The organism is Streptomyces sp. NPDC127190, from assembly GCF_042672505.1.
Lineage (GTDB): Bacteria > Actinomycetota > Actinomycetes > Streptomycetales > Streptomycetaceae > Streptomyces.
Window position 1 is genome coordinate 112385 of record NZ_JBHXVE010000014.1, and the last position, 16589, is coordinate 128973.

17 protein-coding genes are annotated in these 16589 nt (G+C 73.1%); 8 read left to right on the top strand and 9 right to left on the bottom strand.

What is annotated here, in order from left to right:
- Positions 1 to 1506, bottom strand: a 1506-nt coding sequence (locus tag ACFVIU_RS22135; RefSeq protein WP_385844483.1) for a YfhO family protein, incomplete at its 3' end; no start/stop codon positions are given.
- A 265-nt stretch (positions 1507 to 1771) separates the two neighbouring features.
- Between ACFVIU_RS22135 and ACFVIU_RS22140 the strand changes: the two genes are divergently transcribed.
- From ACFVIU_RS22140 to ACFVIU_RS22150, 3 genes are read left to right on the top strand one after another with little or no spacing between them, the layout of a single operon-like run.
- On the top strand, positions 1772 to 2197 hold the full coding sequence (locus tag ACFVIU_RS22140) for a MerR family transcriptional regulator (RefSeq protein ID WP_385844484.1): 426 nt from the start codon (positions 1772 to 1774) through the stop codon (positions 2195 to 2197).
- Positions 2194 to 2607 carry a carboxymuconolactone decarboxylase family protein gene (locus ACFVIU_RS22145; protein WP_385844485.1) on the top strand — a complete coding sequence of 138 codons (414 nt, stop codon included), beginning with the start codon at positions 2194 to 2196 and terminating at the stop codon, positions 2605 to 2607. Before ACFVIU_RS22140 ends, ACFVIU_RS22145 begins: the two co-directional genes overlap by 4 nt.
- Positions 2608 to 2616: 9 nt before the next feature.
- Positions 2617 to 3087 (top strand): DUF6314 family protein, encoded by a 471-nt coding sequence (locus ACFVIU_RS22150; RefSeq protein WP_385844486.1) that lies wholly within the window; start codon positions 2617 to 2619, stop codon positions 3085 to 3087.
- Here ACFVIU_RS22150 and ACFVIU_RS22155 read toward each other — a convergent pair.
- A complete protein-coding gene (locus ACFVIU_RS22155; protein ID WP_385844487.1) occupies positions 3069 to 3662 on the bottom strand; it encodes a histidine phosphatase family protein in 594 nt (197 codons plus the stop codon). The two genes, ACFVIU_RS22150 and ACFVIU_RS22155, sit on opposite strands and share 19 nt — an antisense overlap.
- 97 nt (positions 3663 to 3759) lie before the next feature.
- Here ACFVIU_RS22155 and ACFVIU_RS22160 point away from each other — a divergent pair, with 97 nt between their 5' ends.
- Complete coding sequence (locus ACFVIU_RS22160; protein ID WP_385844488.1) at positions 3760 to 4374, top strand: DUF6461 domain-containing protein; 615 nt, start codon at positions 3760 to 3762, stop codon at positions 4372 to 4374.
- Here the strand turns inward: ACFVIU_RS22160 and ACFVIU_RS22165 are convergent.
- Positions 4371 to 5804, bottom strand: a complete 1434-nt coding sequence (locus ACFVIU_RS22165) for a PLP-dependent aminotransferase family protein (protein WP_385844489.1) — start codon at positions 5802 to 5804, stop codon at positions 4371 to 4373. The genes ACFVIU_RS22160 and ACFVIU_RS22165 overlap by 4 nt on opposite strands.
- On the opposite strand from ACFVIU_RS22165, the gene ACFVIU_RS22170 reads away from it, so the two are divergent.
- Complete coding sequence (locus ACFVIU_RS22170) at positions 5803 to 6714, top strand: DMT family transporter (protein WP_385844490.1); 912 nt, start codon at positions 5803 to 5805, stop codon at positions 6712 to 6714. The two genes, ACFVIU_RS22165 and ACFVIU_RS22170, sit on opposite strands and share 2 nt — an antisense overlap.
- 18 nt (positions 6715 to 6732) lie before the next feature.
- Positions 6733 to 6930, top strand: a complete 198-nt coding sequence (locus ACFVIU_RS22175; protein ID WP_385844491.1) for a DUF1918 domain-containing protein — start codon at positions 6733 to 6735, stop codon at positions 6928 to 6930.
- Between the two features lies 1 nt (position 6931).
- On the opposite strand, the gene ACFVIU_RS22180 is transcribed toward ACFVIU_RS22175, so the two are convergent.
- The gene (locus ACFVIU_RS22180) at positions 6932 to 8155 is read right to left on the bottom strand and encodes a glycoside hydrolase family 10 protein (protein WP_385844492.1); all 1224 of its coding nucleotides are present in this window, start codon (positions 8153 to 8155) and stop codon (positions 6932 to 6934) included.
- A 169-nt stretch (positions 8156 to 8324) separates the two neighbouring features.
- Between ACFVIU_RS22180 and ACFVIU_RS22185 the strand changes: the two genes are divergently transcribed.
- Together ACFVIU_RS22185 and ACFVIU_RS22190 are read left to right on the top strand one after the other, a co-directional pair.
- The gene (locus ACFVIU_RS22185) at positions 8325 to 9185 is read left to right on the top strand and encodes a 3-hydroxybutyryl-CoA dehydrogenase (protein ID WP_385844493.1); all 861 of its coding nucleotides are present in this window, start codon (positions 8325 to 8327) and stop codon (positions 9183 to 9185) included.
- 195 nt (positions 9186 to 9380) lie between these two features.
- Positions 9381 to 9638 (top strand): hypothetical protein, encoded by a 258-nt coding sequence (locus tag ACFVIU_RS22190; RefSeq protein WP_385844494.1) that lies wholly within the window; start codon positions 9381 to 9383, stop codon positions 9636 to 9638.
- Between the two features lie 3 nt (positions 9639 to 9641).
- Here the strand turns inward: ACFVIU_RS22190 and ACFVIU_RS22195 are convergent, their stop codons facing one another.
- The 5 genes from ACFVIU_RS22195 to pheS all read right to left on the bottom strand — a co-directional run bounded on the left by ACFVIU_RS22195 (position 9642) and on the right by pheS (position 16556).
- Entirely contained in the window at positions 9642 to 10178 is a 537-nt protein-coding gene (locus tag ACFVIU_RS22195; protein WP_385844495.1) for an NUDIX hydrolase, read from the bottom strand.
- 65 nt (positions 10179 to 10243) lie between these two features.
- The gene (locus ACFVIU_RS22200) at positions 10244 to 11584 is read right to left on the bottom strand and encodes a transcriptional regulator (protein ID WP_385844496.1); all 1341 of its coding nucleotides are present in this window, start codon (positions 11582 to 11584) and stop codon (positions 10244 to 10246) included.
- Between the two features lie 101 nt (positions 11585 to 11685).
- On the bottom strand, positions 11686 to 12780 hold the full coding sequence (locus ACFVIU_RS22205) for a PP2C family protein-serine/threonine phosphatase (RefSeq protein WP_385844497.1): 1095 nt from the start codon (positions 12778 to 12780) through the stop codon (positions 11686 to 11688).
- Between the two features lie 141 nt (positions 12781 to 12921).
- Positions 12922 to 15435, bottom strand: a complete 2514-nt coding sequence (gene pheT, locus ACFVIU_RS22210; protein ID WP_385844498.1) for a phenylalanine--tRNA ligase subunit beta — start codon at positions 15433 to 15435, stop codon at positions 12922 to 12924.
- Positions 15435 to 16556: a phenylalanine--tRNA ligase subunit alpha gene (pheS, locus tag ACFVIU_RS22215; protein ID WP_385844499.1), complete on the bottom strand. Its 1122-nt coding sequence runs from the start codon at positions 16554 to 16556 to the stop codon at positions 15435 to 15437. Before pheS ends, pheT begins: the two co-directional genes overlap by 1 nt.
- Between the last annotated feature and the right edge of the window lie 33 nt (positions 16557 to 16589).

Consider the following 16589-nt stretch of genomic DNA (forward strand, 5'->3'; position numbering starts at 1 on the left):
CACCGCGGGGGGGCGGTGCGGGGGTCTGTGCGCGGCGGGGGGGGGGGGGGGGGGGGGGCCCCCGGGCGCGCCCGCGGCCCCGGCGCCCCCCTGCCGGGCCTGCCGCTGCCCCCAGGGCGCGTAGTGGTCCAGGTGGCGCAGCCGCAGCCCGGTGGCGACGGCGGAGGTGGCGGCGGTCTCCCCGGCCTGCGCGCCGAGCAGGAGGACGGCGGCCAGGGCGGTCAGGGCCGTGCGGTGCCCGGCGCGGCGCAGCAGGGCGAGGCCGCCGAGGGTGCCGGCGACGGCGAGCAGCAGCACTGGCCAGGTGTGCGGCCGTACCAGCGGGCTGCGGGCCGCGACGGCGGCGAGCAGGACGAGCAGCGCGGTCGCGGCCGCCAGGGCGCGCCGGTCCGGCGGGCCGTAGGCCAGGGCGTGCCAGGCGGCGAGGACCAGCAGCCCGCACAGGACGAAGGTCTGCCGGTAGGGGCTGCCCTGCGGGGTGGCGAAGGCGTGCCAGAGGAGGTGGGTGGGCGCCCACTGGAGGGAGAGGGTCACCGCGAGCACCAGCCCGGTCCAGCCCGCGCGGACCCGGGCGGGCACCGCCCGGTGGAAGGGCAGGGCGAGGGCGAGCAGCAGGGCGGTGGTGCCCACGTAGAGGGCCGGGGAGCCGAAACCGTAGGTCGTGGGCAGCAGCCGGGCGAGCAGGTCCTCGGTGGGCACCGGGCCGAACTGCCGCACCGCGCCCGGGTAGGCGTGCCGGGTGCCGAAGTAGACGACCGTGACGAGCGGGGCGGCCAGGCCGACGCCGAGGGCGAGGGTGAGCAGGGCGCGTCCGGCGGCGCGCAGTGCCTGCCCGCGGGGCGGCCGGGCGAGCAGCAGACGCAGCAGGACGACCAGACCGGCGCCCAGGGTGGCCATGTACGCGGTGTAGAAGTTGGCGGTCCAGGCGAGCGCGACGAGCGGCACCCCGGGCAGCCACCTGCGGCCCACCAGGGCGCGCTCCCCGGCCAGGCACAGCAGCGGCAGGGCGATCAGGCCGTCGAGCCACATGGGGTTGTAGTCGGCGTCCGCGACGGTCCAGCCGCACAGCGCGTAGGAGGCGCCGAGCAGCGCGGCCGCCCACCAGCGGCCGGAGCGCAGGGTGAGCAGCAGGCAGGCCATGGCGGCCGCGGCGCAGGCGGTCTTCAGGACGGTGACGGTGTAGACGGCGAGGTCGATCTCGTCCCGCGGGAAGAGCGCCACGAGCGGGGCGAACGGGCTGCCGAGGTAGGTGCCGAGGTCGGGCAGGAAGGAGGAGCCGTAGCCGGACTGCCAGTTGACGAGGAGACCGCCGTCGGCGCGCCCGTGCAGCAGGTCCCAGAGGTGGGCGTGGAAGGGCACGTACTGGTTGCCCAGGTCGTTGACGCTGCGGGTGCGGGGGCCGAAGGGGTAGCTGCGGGCGAGGGCGTCGGCGGCGCAGAACACCGTGACGGCCACGGCCGCCGCGAGCAGCGCGGCGGCTCCTTTCGGACGCGATACCGCTTTCACGCCCTGTTCCCGTCCGGGTGTCGATGCATTTCCGGCGCCCCCTCGGCAGATATCTCCGGGTCTTTTCGCCGTCCTAGACGGGCACTGATTCCGGTTGGTTGTGCGCTCACCGAAAATTGGTGCGGCAGCCAGGGAATTCGGCAAACACGGAGTTAATTAAATGACGCGCCGGAAAACACCGGCCGTACGGGCGGTGCGACCGCCGGAGCCGGCCGCCGGCCCGCGGCTTGACCTGGAGCGCACTCCAGGTTCTACCGTTCTTGTCATGACCAGCGGACAGCCCCTCCCGCAGGACCGGGACACCTCCCTGACCATCGCCCAGGTGGCCGAGCGCACTGGCCTGTCGCACGACACGCTGCGCTACTACGAGAAGTCCGGCCTGATCGAGCGGGTCGGCCGGACCACCGGCAACCAGCGGCGGTACCAGGCCGCGGACCTGCTCTGGCTGGAGTTCCTGCTGCGGCTGCGCGAGACCGGCATGTCGATCGCCGACATGCAGCGTTTCGCACGGCTGCGGGCGGCGGGGGACGCGACGGTCGCCGAGCGGCTGGAGCTGCTCCGGGCGCACCGCGCCGAGCTGGCCGTGCGGATCCGGGCGCTGCGGCGCAACGCGTCCGCGCTGGACGACAAGATCGAACACTACGAACGGCTGCTGGACGCCCCGCAGCCGGAGACGGACGGCGAGAGATGAGCAAGAGCACCACCCGTGACGAGCGCTTCGCCCACGGCCTGGAGGTCCTGAAGAGGGTCGACGGGGAGGCCGGGCAGCGAGTCGTGGACTCGCTCGCCGACATCAGCCCGGAGCTGGGCCACCAGGTCGTCTCCTGGGCCTTCGGGGAGATCTACGACCGGCCCGGGCTGGCCCCGCGCGACCGCCAGCTGGTCACCCTCGGCATGCTCACCGCGCTCGGCGGCTGCGAGGCCCAGCTGGACGTGCATGTGAACGCGGCCCTCAACGTGGGGCTCACGCCGGAGGAGATCGTGGAGGCACTGCTGCACTCCGCCGTCTACTGCGGCATGCCGAAGGCGCTGAACGCGACCTTCGCGGCGAAGAAGGTCTTCGCCGAGCGCGGGCTGCTGCCGCTCGGACAGCACGCATAAGCTCGGCCCATGGACACCCCCCGGCCGCCGCTCGACCCCCAGGCCCCGTGGCCCGTCCCGGATGTGCTCGCGTACCTGGCCGGGTGCTGGCGGGTCGAGCGGAGTGTGCGGGATCTGGCAAGCGGGGACGAGGGGCGCTTCGAGGGGCGCACCGAGTTCGGCGCGGCGGACGGGGGCGGGCTGCTGCACACGGAGTCGGGCACCTTCACCTGGCAGGGCGTGACGAGGCCGGCGAGCCGGACGCTGCGGTTCCTGCCGGGGTCCGCGCCGGGCACGGCGGACGTCCGGTTCGCCGACGGCCGCCCCTTCCACGCGCTGGACCTGACCACCGGGCGGTATGTCGCCGAGCACCCGTGCGCGGCGGACCTCTACCGGGGGGAGTTCACCGTCGCGGACGCCGGCCACTGGCGCACGGTGTGGCGGGTCGGCGGCCCGGCGAAGGACCTGCTGCTCGTCACCGACTACACACGCGTGCGCTGAGCGGGGACGGCGTCGAGGCAGAGGTTCCAGCGGCCGCCCCGGCCGGAGACGGTGCTCGTGCTCAGCGGCCGGACATCGATGTTCCAGTAGCTCGACGGCGGCGCCTTCAGCGCGTACACGAGGGCCGCCCGGATCACGGACGGCTCGGCGACCGCCACGATCCGGCCGCCGTCCGTGGTCGGCCGGGTCTCCAGCCAGCCGCCGACCCGGGAGATGAAGCCCAGCAGCGACTCGCCGCCGTGCGGAGTGGCGCGCGGGTCGGCGAGCCAGGCGTCCACCGCCTCCGGCTCGCGGGCCATCGCCTCGCCGAGGGTCAGCCCGCGCCAGCGGCCCATGTCGCAGTCGCGCAGCGCCGGCTGCACCAGTGGGGCGTACCCCAGGGCGTCGCCGGTGGCGCGGCTGCGCGGGGTCGGCGAGCAGTAGCGCAGCTCGGCCGCGGCCAGCGGCAGCAGCTCTCCGGCGACCCGCTGCACCTCGTCCCAGCCGGCCCCGTCCAGCGGCCGGTCGTCGTCGAAGCGCTCCGCGAGCAGGGGTGCGCTGCGTGCGGCGGCGACGAACGTCACCCTCAGTGGCATGCGGTGATGGTGGGCCGCGGAAGGTGACCGGTCAAGGGGGTGTTACCGATGAGTGACCCGTGACGGGGTGTCAGTGGGGGGTGGCATGCTGGCGGCCATGACAGAGATCACGACGGCCGCGGACTACCGGTGGCTCCGCGAGGAGCACGCGCCCCTGCTCGAGGCCTACTGCGTCACGCTGGTGAAGGGGCTCGCGCCCGAGCAGCTGCTGAAGGAGCTGAAGGCGGAGAAGGAGGGCAGCGTCACCGGCGTGGCCGAGCTGGCGGAGCCGTGCTATGACGCCTGGGACGAGCACGACGGCCTGAGCGTGCTGGTCGGTGTCGCGGCGCTCGGCGACTGGACGCTGATGGTCGAGTACAACGGGTTCCTGGGCACGCTCGCGGACGTGATGCTGCCGGTGTCCCGTGGCCGTACGGCCGTCTCGCACTTCCGGAACATCAACGCGGTGGACCACTTCTACTGGTTCGAGGACGGCGAGATACGGCTCCAGTTCGAGCCGCTGTTCCCGACCCAGCGCCACGGCACCCACCCGGACGAACTCGTGCCGCAGATGCGGGAGTCCGGCTTCGATCTGCGGGAGGACGGGGAGCGGGACATCGACCTGCACACCGAGGCCGCCTTCGCCCTCGCCGAACGCATCACGGGCATCCGGCTGACCCGTGAACTGTTCGCCTCCCTGGAGTTCACCACCGCCTTGGTGCCGGGAGCCTAGAGCACCTCGTCGCAGACCGTCCGCAGCCGCCGGACCCCCTCCGCGATCTCCCCGGTCCCGGCGACCGCCGCGAAGCTCAGGCGGAGGTGGGCCGCGGGGGGTTCGGCGCTGAAGTAGGGGCGGCCGGGGGTGAGGGCGACGCCCGCGCGGAGGGCGGCGGCGGCCAGCGCCGCCTCGTCGGCGCCGTCGGGCAGGCGCACCCAGAGGTGGTAGCCGCCGGACGGGATGTGCGGGAGGGTCAGCTCCGGCACATGCAGCGCGAGCGCGCCGGTCATGGCGTCGCGGCGGTCCTTCAGGGCGGCCGAGAGTGCCCGGAGATGGCGGGGCCAGGCCGGGGAGCCGACGAGTTCCAGGGCGGCCTCCTGCAACGGCCGGGGGACGAAGAAGCTGTCCACCACCTGGATGGCGCGCAGCCGCTCCAGCACCGGTCCGTGCGCGGCCAGCGCGCTCACCCGGAAGCTGGGCGAGGTGGCCTTGGTCAGCGACCCGACGTGCACCACGACGCCGTCCGGGTCGTCGGCGGCCAGCGGGCGGGGCAGCGGTCCGGCGTCGGCGTGCACCAGGCGGCGGACGAAGTCGTCCTCGATGACGAAGGCGCCGGCCTCGCGGGCGATGCGCAGCACCTCGCCGCGCCGCTGCGGGGCGAGGACCGCGCCGGTCGGGTTCTGGAACAGCGGCTGGCAGACGAACACCCGGGCGCCGCTGGCCCGGAAGGCGTCGGCGAGCAGCTCGGGCCGTACGCCGTCGGGGTCCACCGGGACCGGCACCGGCCGCAGCCCGGCCGCCCGGGCGAGGGCGAGCATCCCCGGGTAGGTCGGCGACTCGACGAGCACCGGGGCGCCGGGCGGGGCGACCGCGCGCAGGGCGGTGGCCAGCGCGGACTGGCCGCCCGCCGCGATCAGCACCTCCGCCGCGGTGACGGCCCCGCCGATCCCCCGGGCGAACCACTCCCGCAGCTCCGGCAGCCCCTCCAGCGGCGGTCTCCCCCAGGCACCGGGGCGCCGCCCGGCCCGGGCGAGGGCCGCCGCCATGGCCCGCTCGGGCTGGAGCGAGGGGTGCAGATAGCCGCCGTTGAACTCCAGCACCCCGGGCGGCGGTACGGCGAGCGAGACGGTGACCCCGGAGGCGTCCACCGTGCGTGGGACCAGGTCGCCGGTGCCGTCGGCGCTCAGCGCGACCTCCTGCCAGGAGGTGTCCCCGGCCGGTGTCGGGGCCGTCCGCGGCCGGGCCCGGAAGGCGCCGGCGCCGGGGCGGGTGACCACCAGCCCCTCGGCGGCGAGCTGGGCGAGGGCCCGGGAGACGGTCACCGGACTCACCCGGAACCGCTCCACCAGCGCCCGGCTCGACGGGAGCTTTCCTCCCGGGGAGTAGCGGTCCAGCTCGCGCCGGAGCTGTTCCGCGAGTTCAGCCACACTGCTACTCTGCTGCATGAGGACACAGAGTAGCGCTACTACCGCGACACCGATAGCAGTCAGCGTCCCCGCGAAGCACCGGAGCCTCGGCACCGCCCAGGCCGCCCTGGGCGTGGCCTCCTTCTCGCTGACCTTCCCGGCCACCGCCTGGGGGCTGGAGAGCTTCGGCCCCTGGTCCCTGGTGGCCGTGCGCGCGGTGCTGGCCGCCCTCATCGCGGGCGGCTGTCTGCTCGCGCTCGGCGTACGGCTGCCCGAGCGGCGCCATCTGCCGGGGCTGGCCGTCGTCGGGGCCGGGGTGGTGCTGGGCTTCCCGCTGCTGACCACACTCGCCTTGCAGACCTCCACCACCGCCCATGCCGCCGTCGTGGTGGGGCTGCTGCCGCTGACGACCGCCGTCTTCTCGGCCCTGCGCATGGGCAGCCGGCCCTCGCGCCGGTTCTGGCTGGCGGCGCTGGCCGGAGCGGCTGCGGTGGCCGGCTTCACGATCAGCCAGAGCGGAGGCGCGGTCACGGCGGCCGACGGCTGTCTGTTCGCGGCCCTGCTGGTGTGCGCGGCCGGGTACACCGAGGGCGGCCGGCTGGCCCGGGTGATGCCGGGCTGGCAGGTGATCGGGTGGGCGCTGGTGATGTGCCTGCCGCTGAGCGTGCCGGCCGCCGCGGTGGCCCTGGCCCAGGAGCCCGTCCACCTCACCGGGCACGGCATCGCCGGACTGCTGTGGCTGGCGGCGGGCTCGCAGTTCCTCGGCCTGGTGGTGTGGTACCGGGGCATGGCGGCCATCGGCATCCCGCGGGCGAGCCAGTTGCAGTTGGCCCAGCCGCTGCTCACACTGGTGTGGTCGGCGCTGCTGCTGGGCGAGCACTTCACGGCGGCCGCCCCGCTGACCGCTGTGGCGGTGCTCGTCTGCATCGCCGTCACGCAGCGGTCGTGATCGTGAGGAGGGCCTGACATGCGTGCTACCAAGGGGGACCAGCTGGTCCAGCACGGCAGGGTGGTCGGACAGCACGACCAGGTCTCGGAAGTGGTCGAGGTGCTGGGCCCCGAGGGCAACCCGCCCTACCGCGTCCGGTTCCAGGACGGGCACGAGGCGATCATGTCCCCCGGTCCCGACTGCCAGGTCAAGCACAAGGGCGAACCACAGCGGTAGCTCAGCGCGGCGGCGGCGCCGGTCGCCCGTAGTGATCGGCGACCACGCGCGCCATCGCCCCGACAGGGTCCGCCGCCAGGTCCCTGGCGGCGAAGAAGACATGCCCGCGCACCTGGGAGTAGCGGGCGGCGAGGGTGAGGTGGCGGGACAGCTCGACCGGGTCCTGCCAGGCCGAGGGCTGCCCGGAGGCACCTGCCTTGTAGAGCGCCTCGCCGATGTAGAGCCGGGTGGCGGTGCCCTTCGCGACCGACGCCCACCAGTCGACCAGCTCCGCGTAGTCGGCGGCGGCGAAGCCGATGTGCCAGTACAGCTGCGGGACGATGTAGTCGATCCAGTTCTTCCGGACCCACTTCCGGGTGTCCGCGTACAGATCGTCGTACGTCTGCACGCCCGCCCGGGTGTCCGAGCCGCGGGAGTCGGTGGGGGCGTTGCGCCACACCCCGAAGGGGCTGATCCCGAACGTGGTGCCGGGCCGGATCCGCCGGACCGCGGCGGCCGTCTCCTGTACCAGCCTGTCGATGTTGTCCCGCCGCCAGGCGGCCCGGCTGCCGAAGTCGCCGCCGTAGCGGTCGTAGGCGTCGTCGTCGTCGAAGGTCTGTCCGGCGACCGGATAGGGGTAGAAGTAGTCGTCGAAGTGGACCCCGTCGACCGGGTAGCGGGCGACCGCGTCGAGCATCGCCTGCTGGACGAAGGACCGGACCTGGGGCAGACCGGGGTTGTAGTAGAGCTTCCCGCCGTACGGCACCACCCAGCCCGGATGCTTGCGGGCCGGGTGGGAGGCGGCGAGCCGCCCGGGGTCGGTGTGGTTGGCGATCCGGTACGGGTTGAACCAGGCGTGCAGCCGCAGCCCCCGGGCGTGGGCCTCCGCGACGGCGGTGCCCAGCGGGTCCCAGCCGGGGTCCTTGCCCTGGGTGCCGGTGAGCACCTCGGACCACGGCTCGTACGGCGACGGCCACAGGGCGTCGGCCGCGGGCCGCACCTGGAGGAACACCGTGTTGAGCCGGTCGCGTACCGCCTTGTCCAGGAGTGCGGTCAGCTCCTTCCGCTGGGCGGAGGCGGTGCTTCCGGGCTCGGCGGGCCAGTCCCGGTTGCCGACGGTCGCCACCCACACGCCCCGCATCTCGGCCGTGGCCCGTGCCGGACCCCCGGCCGCCGCCGCGTCCTCGGCCGTGACCAGGGCCGACAGCGCCGCCAGGGTGAAGGCCCGCCGTGACAGACGCCCCATCCGCACATCCCTACGCTCCGGATCCGTCTCGTCGCGGATCGTTCCGGGCCCAGGATGCCCCCACCCGGCCGATCGATCATCGATACTTGGCGGTAACGTGCACGATCGGAGCAGGCGCCGAAACCCGGGGGTCCTGCCAGGAGCCGACAGAACCAGCGAAGGGAACGATGTGACCGACATCGAGCGCGTCGGAGTCGTGGGCTGCGGCCAGATGGGCGCGGGTATCGCCGAGGTGTGCGCCCGGGCGGGACTGGACGTGAAGGTCGCCGAGACCACCGGCGAGGCCCTGGAGTTCGGCCGCACCCGGCTGCTCAACTCCCTGGCCAAGGCCGCCGAACGCGGCAAGATCAGCGAGGCGGAGCGGGACGCCACCCAGGCGCGGCTGAGCTTCACCACGGACCTCGGCGAGTTCGCCGACCGTGACCTGGTGATCGAGGCCGTCGTCGAGAACGAGCAGGTCAAGACCGAGATCTTCCAGGTGCTCGACCAGGTGATGACCCGGCCCGACGCGATCCTGGCCTCCAACACCTCCTCCATCCCGCTGGTGAAGCTGGCGGTCGCCACCTCCCGCCCCGACCATGTGGTCGGCATCCACTTCTTCAACCCGGCTCCGGTGCAGAAGCTGGTCGAGCTGATCCCGGCGCTCACCACCTCCGAGGGCACCCTCAGCCGCGCCCAGGTCTTCGCCGAGAAGGTGCTCGGCAAGCACGCCATCCGCGCCCAGGACCGCTCCGGCTTCGTGGTGAACGCGCTGCTCGTGCCGTATCTGCTCTCCGCGATCCGGATGTTCGAGTCGGGCATCGCGAGCCGCGAGGACATCGACAACGGCATGGAGATGGGCTGCGCCCACCCGATGGGCCCGCTGAAGCTGTCCGACCTGATCGGCCTGGACACCATCGTCTCCATCGCCAACTCGATGTACGCCGAGTACAAGGAGCCGCTCTACGCCGCTCCCCCGCTGCTCCAGCGCATGGTCGAGGCGGGCCGGCTGGGGCGGAAGACCGGGTCGGGGTTCTACACCTACGGCTGATTACGAAGAGCGACGCGCTACGGGCCCGGCACCGCACCACGGTGCCGGGCCCGTGCGTTTCACACCCCGTGTGCACGCCGGGCACGCATATGCACCGCGCACACGCTCCCCCTGCGCCCACCAGGCGAGTTGACTTCTCATGCGCATGCAAGAGAAGCGGAACCATCCATTTCGACTACCGAAGGGAGTGGACCCGTGGCCGTCGATCCGGAGCACCCCGTGGTCCATGGAGAACTCGCAGAGTTACGGCGCCGCCTCGACGTGGCCTGTGTCCGCGTCGAGGGCGGGCTGGACCTGCTCAGGCACCGCACCGAGGAGACCGCCAAGGAGCTGGACGAGCTGAACGCCCGCATGATCTCGCTGGAACACGCACGCTGGCCGCTGCCCTCGATCGCGGCGCTCACGGCCCTGGGCGCACTCGTCGTCACCGCCTGGCAGGCGCTGGGGCGCTAGGCGCTAGTCCTGGGCGAGCCTGAGGTGGTGCAGGAGGAGTAACGCGGCCGCCATGTTGGCGGCCGGGACCTCCCCACGGGCGATCAGGTCGGGGACGACTTTGAGGGGCACCCATTCCCGCCGGTCCGACTCGAAGTCGTCCACGGGGTGTCCGAGGTACTCGCCCCGGTCGGACCAGTAGATGTGGTGCCGGGCGTCGGTGAGGCCGTTGGACGGCTCCACGGTCATGAGGTGGTGCAGGGGTCCCGGCCGCCAGCCGGTCTCCTCCTCCAGTTCCCGGGCTGCCGCGCTCGCGATGTCCTCGCCGTCCTCCACGACGCCCGCGGCCAGTTCCCACCCCCAGCTGTCGGTGATGAAGCGGTGCCGCCACAGCAGCAGCACCTCGTTGGCGTCGTTGACCACGGTGGCCACGGCCACGGGCCGCAGCCGGATCAGGAAGTGGTCGAGGTGCTGCCCGTCGGGCAGCTCGACATCCGCGAGATTGACGCTGAACCAGCGGTTCTCATACACGGTTTGTTCGCTTTGTTTCGTCCACTGCACGGTTCTGCCACCTTCCGCCGAGTAAGTGGCAATATGGCAGCAGGGACGGTGTACCCACAGTGGTCCTACAGGGGCACCCTCAGCGCACCGTCGATGAGTTCGGCGGCCTCGGCGGTACCGGCCGAGCCACAGCGCACCAGATGGTCGCGCACCGCGCGGAGCCGGTCCCGCAGCCGCTGCGACTCCATCCCGCGCGCCTGCTCGGCCATCTGAAGGGCGATCGCCACCGCCCGGTCGGCGTTGCCCTGGCGCAGTTCGATGGTGCTGAGCATGGCGAGCCGGTGCACCCGCCCCCGGTCGTGCGCCGGGTTGTCCACGGCCGCCGCCGCGTGCTCCCGGGCCGCCGCCAGCTCGCCGAGGCTGAGCAGCGCCTCGGCCACCTGCACATTGACCAGGCCCGGCTGGACGTAACCGGTCTCGTCGGGCTCGTGTCCCCGCCGGATCCGCTCGGCGGCGGTCTCCGCCCGCCGGATGCAGGACAGGGCGCTGCCACCGTCGCCGAGATGGGCGTACGCCTTGGCCTGCATCGCGTACAGGTCGGAGGCGAGCGCCGGGGTGATGTGCGGGCCGGCGGCGCGCAGCGCGGCCTCGGCGAAGGCGACGGCCTGCCGGTACTCCCGCAGGAACAGCGCCTGGTTGACCAGCAGCGCTATCACATACGCCCCGAGTCCCCGGTCCCCGCTGGCCTTTGCCAGCCGCAGCGCCTGGTGGAAGTAGCGCTGGGCGAGTCCATGGGCGTCGGAGTCGTACGCGCAGATCCCCGCGATGGCCACCAGCCCGCCGGTGGCCCGGTGCAGTTGGCGACCGGTCGCGTCGGTGTAGCTGCCGCGCAGCAGCGGCGCCGCCTCGGCGTTCAGGAAGCCGACGATCCGGGTCCGGGTCGCGATCCCGCCGGCCTTGCGGTACATCTGCTCGTAGTGCGTCCGGGCGGCCCGCAGCATCTCGATGTCGGCCGTGGTGACCCGGTTCCGGCCGCCGCGGGAGACGTCCACGTCCTCCGGTGGGTTCTCCCACTCCCACACCGGCATGACGGCCGGGGTGCCGGTGACGGCCGGAGCGCCCAGCACATGCGCCCGCTGCTGCTCGTCGGACCGCCACAGGGCGGTGGCCCGCTCCACGAAGCCGCTCAGCGAACCGGTGTGCGCGGCGCCGGGCTCGCCGGGCACGCCCAGACCGATGTCGTCGAGGGTGACGGGGCGGTGCAGCCGGGCGGCGAGCACCTCGCAGATCAGGTCGGGGACCTGACCGCGCGGCCGCTGCCCCTTCAACCAGCGGGCGACCGCGGTGTGTTCGTACCGGAGCGCAAGGCCCCGTCTGCGGCCGGCCTGGTTGACATGGGCGGCGAGACCGGCGTGCGAGATCCCCGCCTCGTCCAGGATCGCGTCGAGCAGAGTGTTGGGCTGCATGGGTGGCCCCCCGAGTTGCCTGGTGCGCTCAGCGTAGTGGCTCCGCCTTCACACGGGGTGTGAACGGAGTGCGCGTATCCGGGGCGTGTGCACGGTGTCGCTCAGGGTGTTCCACCGGTTGACTGAGGGCCTCGCGAGAGACCGGCCAAGCCGCCGGCTCCCCCTCGAACAGCGGCGGCTTGGCCACCCGCCGCCGCGGAGCCGGTCCGGTCGTTGCGCAGCACCAGGAGCGCGATGTCGTCCGACGGCCGGCCGGCCGTGTGGTGCAGCAGCGCCGCGAAGAGGGTGCGCAGCACGGACTGCGGCGAGACCGGCCCGTCGCGTACGACCTCCTCCAGCATGGCGGGCAGCGAGAAGAACCGGCCGCGGGAGTCCCTGGCCTCCTCGGCGCCGTCCGTGAAGAGGACCAGCGACTCGCCGGGCAGCAGTCGGCCGCAGGGCTCCGCGGCCAGTCCGGCGGGCAGCGGGAACGGCCCCAGCGGGGGCAGCGGTTCGGCTCCGGGGAGCGGCTCGACGCTGGTGCCGCTGATCCGGTACGGCCATGGATGACCGCAGTTGAGGGCGCGCAGCTCGCCGTCGCCGCCGATCTCCAGGAGCAGGACGGTGACGAACTCCTCGGCGACCGGGTGGACCGGGTCGGCGGAACAGTGCGCGGGATGTTCGGCTCGGGCCCGCTCCCGCAGATGCCGGGCCAGCGCACGCTCCAACCGGCCGAGCACCCGGCCCAGTTCGGGTTCGTCATGGGCGGCCTCGCGGAAACTGCCGAGCAGGGCGGCGACGGTCCCGAGGGCGGCCAGCCCATGTCCCCGCACATCGCCCATCACCACTCGGACCCCGTACTCGGTGGCGATCACCTCGTACAGATCCCCGCCGACGCTCGCGCCCCGGTCCGCGGAGAGCTGGGCCGCGGCGACGTTCAGCCCGTCGAGGCGCGGGGGCAGCGGCCGCAGCACGACGCCCTGCGCCGCCCGCGCCACCCGGCGCGCCTGCCGGAGTTCGCGCAGCAGCGCACGCCGGACATGGAATATGAGCCCGGTACCGACCGCGAAGAACACCGCGCTGGTGACGATGCGCGCACCGAGCGAGTTCTGCTGGGCGAGCGGGCAGCCGAACTTGTAGCCGACCGCCATGGCGCCCCAGAGGGTGGGGAGCACTGCTCCTCGCGCGGTGGGCGCCCGTGCCTTGATGCGGATCATGCCTCTGGTTCCCCCATGCTGGCCCAGAAAGACAGACGGACCGACCCCGAAAGGCCGGTCCGATTCTGTCGACGCCATGGCCCGGGAGGACCAGGTGACCAACAGTTCCCACTCAAAAGAGTGATACCGAAGGCGCGGGGCTCAGCCCCTCAGCACGGCACCCGTGCGCTCGCCGGCGAGCGCGACCGCCGCGTCCCGCGCGGCCGAGGCCTCGTCCACCGTCAGCGTCCGGTCCTGCGCCCGGAACCGCAGCGCGTACGCGAGGGACTTCTTGCCCTCGCCGAGCTGCTCGGCGTTCTCGTACACGTCGAACAGCCGGATGGACTCCAGCAGGTCACCCGCGCCCGCACGCAGCGCCGCCTCGACCTCCGCCGAGGGCACCGGCCGGTCGACCACGAGGGCGACGTCCTGCGTGGCGACCGGGAACGCGGAGATGCCCGGCGCCTGCGGGGTGCCCTCGCCGACCTCCTCCAGTCGGTCCAGGTCCAGCTCCATCGCGCAGGTGCGCTCGGGCAGACCCAGGGCCTTGACCACCCGCGGGTGCAGCTCGCCGGCGTGCCCGATGACCTGCTCCGTGCCGTCGGCGGAGACCACCAGCTCGGCGCAGCGGCCGGGGTGCCAGGGGCCGTACTGGCCCTTGCGGACGATGAGGTCGGCGCCGGCCTCACGAGCCAGTGCGCGCGCGGCCTCGATCGCGTCGGCCCAGCCGGCCGGGCGGCCCTCGCCCCACCAGCCGGCCTGCTCCCGGGCCCCGGCGAGGACGACGGCCACATGCCGCGGCTGCTCCGGCAGCGCGGCGTCCAGCGCGGCGATCTCCTCGTCGGTGGGACGCCGGTCCACCGGCAGGTGGGTGGCGGCGGAGTGCTCCGCCCGGGGGCGGAAGACCAGACCGGTCTCGAACAGGGCCAGGTCGTGCGAGCCGCGCCCGTCGTTGCGCCGCAGGGCACCCAGCAGACCCGGCAGCAGCGTCGTACGGAGCGCGGGCTCCTCGTCGCTGAGCGGGTTGACCAGCTTGACGACACGGCGGGCCGGGTCGTCCGCGTCCAGGCCGAGCTGGTCGAAGACCTGCTCGCCGAGGAAGGGGTAGTTCAGCGCCTCCACATAGCCGGCCCCGGCCAGGGCCCGGCCGGCCCGGCGGTGCAGCCGCTGGCGGGCGGTCAGACCGCGGCCGGCGGGCGGCTTGGGCAGCGTGGAGGGCAGGTTCTCGTAGCCCTCGAGGCGGATGACCTCTTCGGCGAGGTCGTTCGGGTCGGCCAGGTCGGGCCGCCAGGACGGGACGGTGACGATCAGCTCGTCCTGCCCGTAGACGTCGCAGCCGACCTCCTGGAGACGGCGTACGACGGTCTCGCGGCCGTAGTGCACGCCCGCGACCCGGTCGGGGTGGTCCGCGGGGATGGTGATGGTGTGCGGGGCCGAGGGCGCGATGATCTCGGTGACGCCGGCCTCCGCCGTACCGCCCGCGAGGAGGACCAGCAGGTCCACGGTGCGCTGCGCGGCGGCAGCGGCGGCCTGCGGGTCGACACCGCGCTCGAAGCGGCGGGACGCCTCCGACATCAGCTTGTGACGGCGGGAGGTACGGGCGATCGCGACGGCGTCGAAGTGGGCCGCCTCGATGACCACGTCGGCCGTGGCGTTCTCCACGTCCTCGTGGTCGGCGATCTCGGTGTTGGCGCCGCCCATGACCCCGGCGAGGCCGATGGGGCCGCGGTCGTCGGTGATGACCAGGTCCTCGGCGTGCAACGTGCGCTCGACGCCGTCCAGGGTGACGAGCTTCTCGCCCTCCTGGGCGCGGCGCACCCCGATGGTGCCCTGGACCAGGCTGCGGTCGTAGGCGTGCAGCGGCTGGCCCAGCTCCATCATCACGTAGTTGGTGACGTCGACGGCGAGCGAGATCGGGCGCATGCCGACCTTCTGGAGCCGGCGCTGGAGCCAGATCGGGGAGCGGGCCTCGGGGCGCAGGCCGGTGACCGTGCGGGCGGTGAAGCGGTCGCAGCCGGAGGGGTCGGTGACCTGGACCGGGTAGCCGTAGGCGTTCGGCGCCGGTACGTCGATCAGGGCGGGGTCGCGCAGCGGCAGGCCGTAGGCGATGGCGGTCTCGCGGGCGACGCCGCGGATGGACAGGCAGTCGCCGCGGTTGGCGGTGACGGCGATGTCCAGGACCTCGTCGACCAGCTCGAGCAGTTCGACGGCGTCCTTGCCGACCTCGGTCTCCGGCGGCAGCACGATGATGCCGTGGGTGCCGTCGTCGCCCATGTTCAGCTCGTCGCTGGAGCAGATCATGCCGCGGGACATCCGGCCGTAGGTCTTGCGCTCGGCGATCCGGAAGTCGCCGGGCAGCACGGCGCCGGGCAGCGCCACGACGACCTTGTCGCCGACGGCGAAGTTGCGGGCACCGCAGATGATCTCCTGCGGCTCACCGGTGCCGTTGGCCTGGGCGACGTCTACGGTGCAGAAGCGGATGGGCTTCTTGAAGTCCGTCAGCTCCTCGATGGTCAGCACCTGGCCGACCACGAGCGGGCCGGTCAGGTCCGCGCCGAGCTGTTCGACGGTCTCGACCTCCAGGCCGGCCGAAATGAGCTTGGCCTGGACGTCGCGCCCGGTCTCCGTCGCCGGCAGTTCGACGTACTCCCGCAGCCAAGAAAGCGGGACCCGCATCAGATCTCCATCCCGAACGGCCGGGTGAACCGGACGTCACCCTCGACCATGTCTCGCATGTCTTCGACGTTGTGGCGGAACATCAGCATCCGCTCGATGCCGAACCCGAAGGCGAAGCCGCTGTACTTCTCCGGGTCGACGCCGCAGGCGGTGAGCACCCGCGGGTTGACCATGCCGCAGCCGCCGAGCTCGATCCAGCCCTCGCTGGAGCAGGTGCGGCAGGGCCGGTCGGGGTTGCCGACGGACTCGCCCTTGCAGACGTAGCAGAGCATGTCCATCTCGGCGCTCGGCTCGGTGAAGGGGAAGAAGTTCGGCCGCAGCCGGGTCTTCATGCCCTCGCCGAACAGCGACTGGACCATGTGGTCCAGGGTGCCCTTGAGGTCCGCCATGGTCAGGCCCTCGTCCACGGCGAGCAGCTCGACCTGGTGGAAGACGGGCGTGTGGGTGGCGTCCAGCTCGTCGGTGCGGTATACCCGGCCGGGGCAGATCACATAGACCGGCAGCTCGCGGTCGAGCAGCGAGCGGATCTGGACCGGCGAGGTGTGGGTGCGCAGCACGACACCGGACTCGCTGCCGCCCTTGGGGCCCTGCACGAAGAAGGTGTCGGCCTCACCGCGGGCCGGGTGGTCCGGGCCGATGTTGAGGGCGTCGAAGTTGAACCACTCGGCCTCGACCTCCGGGCCCTCGGCGACCTCGTAGCCCATGGCCACGAAGACGTCCTCGATGCGCTCGGACAGCGTGGTGAGCGGGTGCCGGGCACCGGCCGGGACGCGGTCGTACGGCAGCGTGACGTCGACGTCCTCCTCGACCAGCACGCGGGCGTCCCGCTCGGCCTCCAGCTCCACCTGGCGGGCGGCGAGCGCCTTGTTCACGGCGCCGCGGGCCATGCCGACGCGCTTGCCGGCCTCGGCCTTGGCGTGCGGCGGCAGGGCGCCGATCTCCCGGTTGGCGAGGGCCAGCGGGGAGGCCGGGCCGGTGTGGGCGACCTTGGCCTCGTGGAGCGCGTCGAGGGAGTCCGCGGCGGCGAAGGCGGCGAGCGCCTCGTCCCGCATGCGCTCGATCTCTTCCGGTTTCAACGCCTCGACCTCGACAGGGTCGTACGACTTATTGGGTGCCGACATCTCTTCCCGTGCTTCCGAATAGCTGGCGGATGG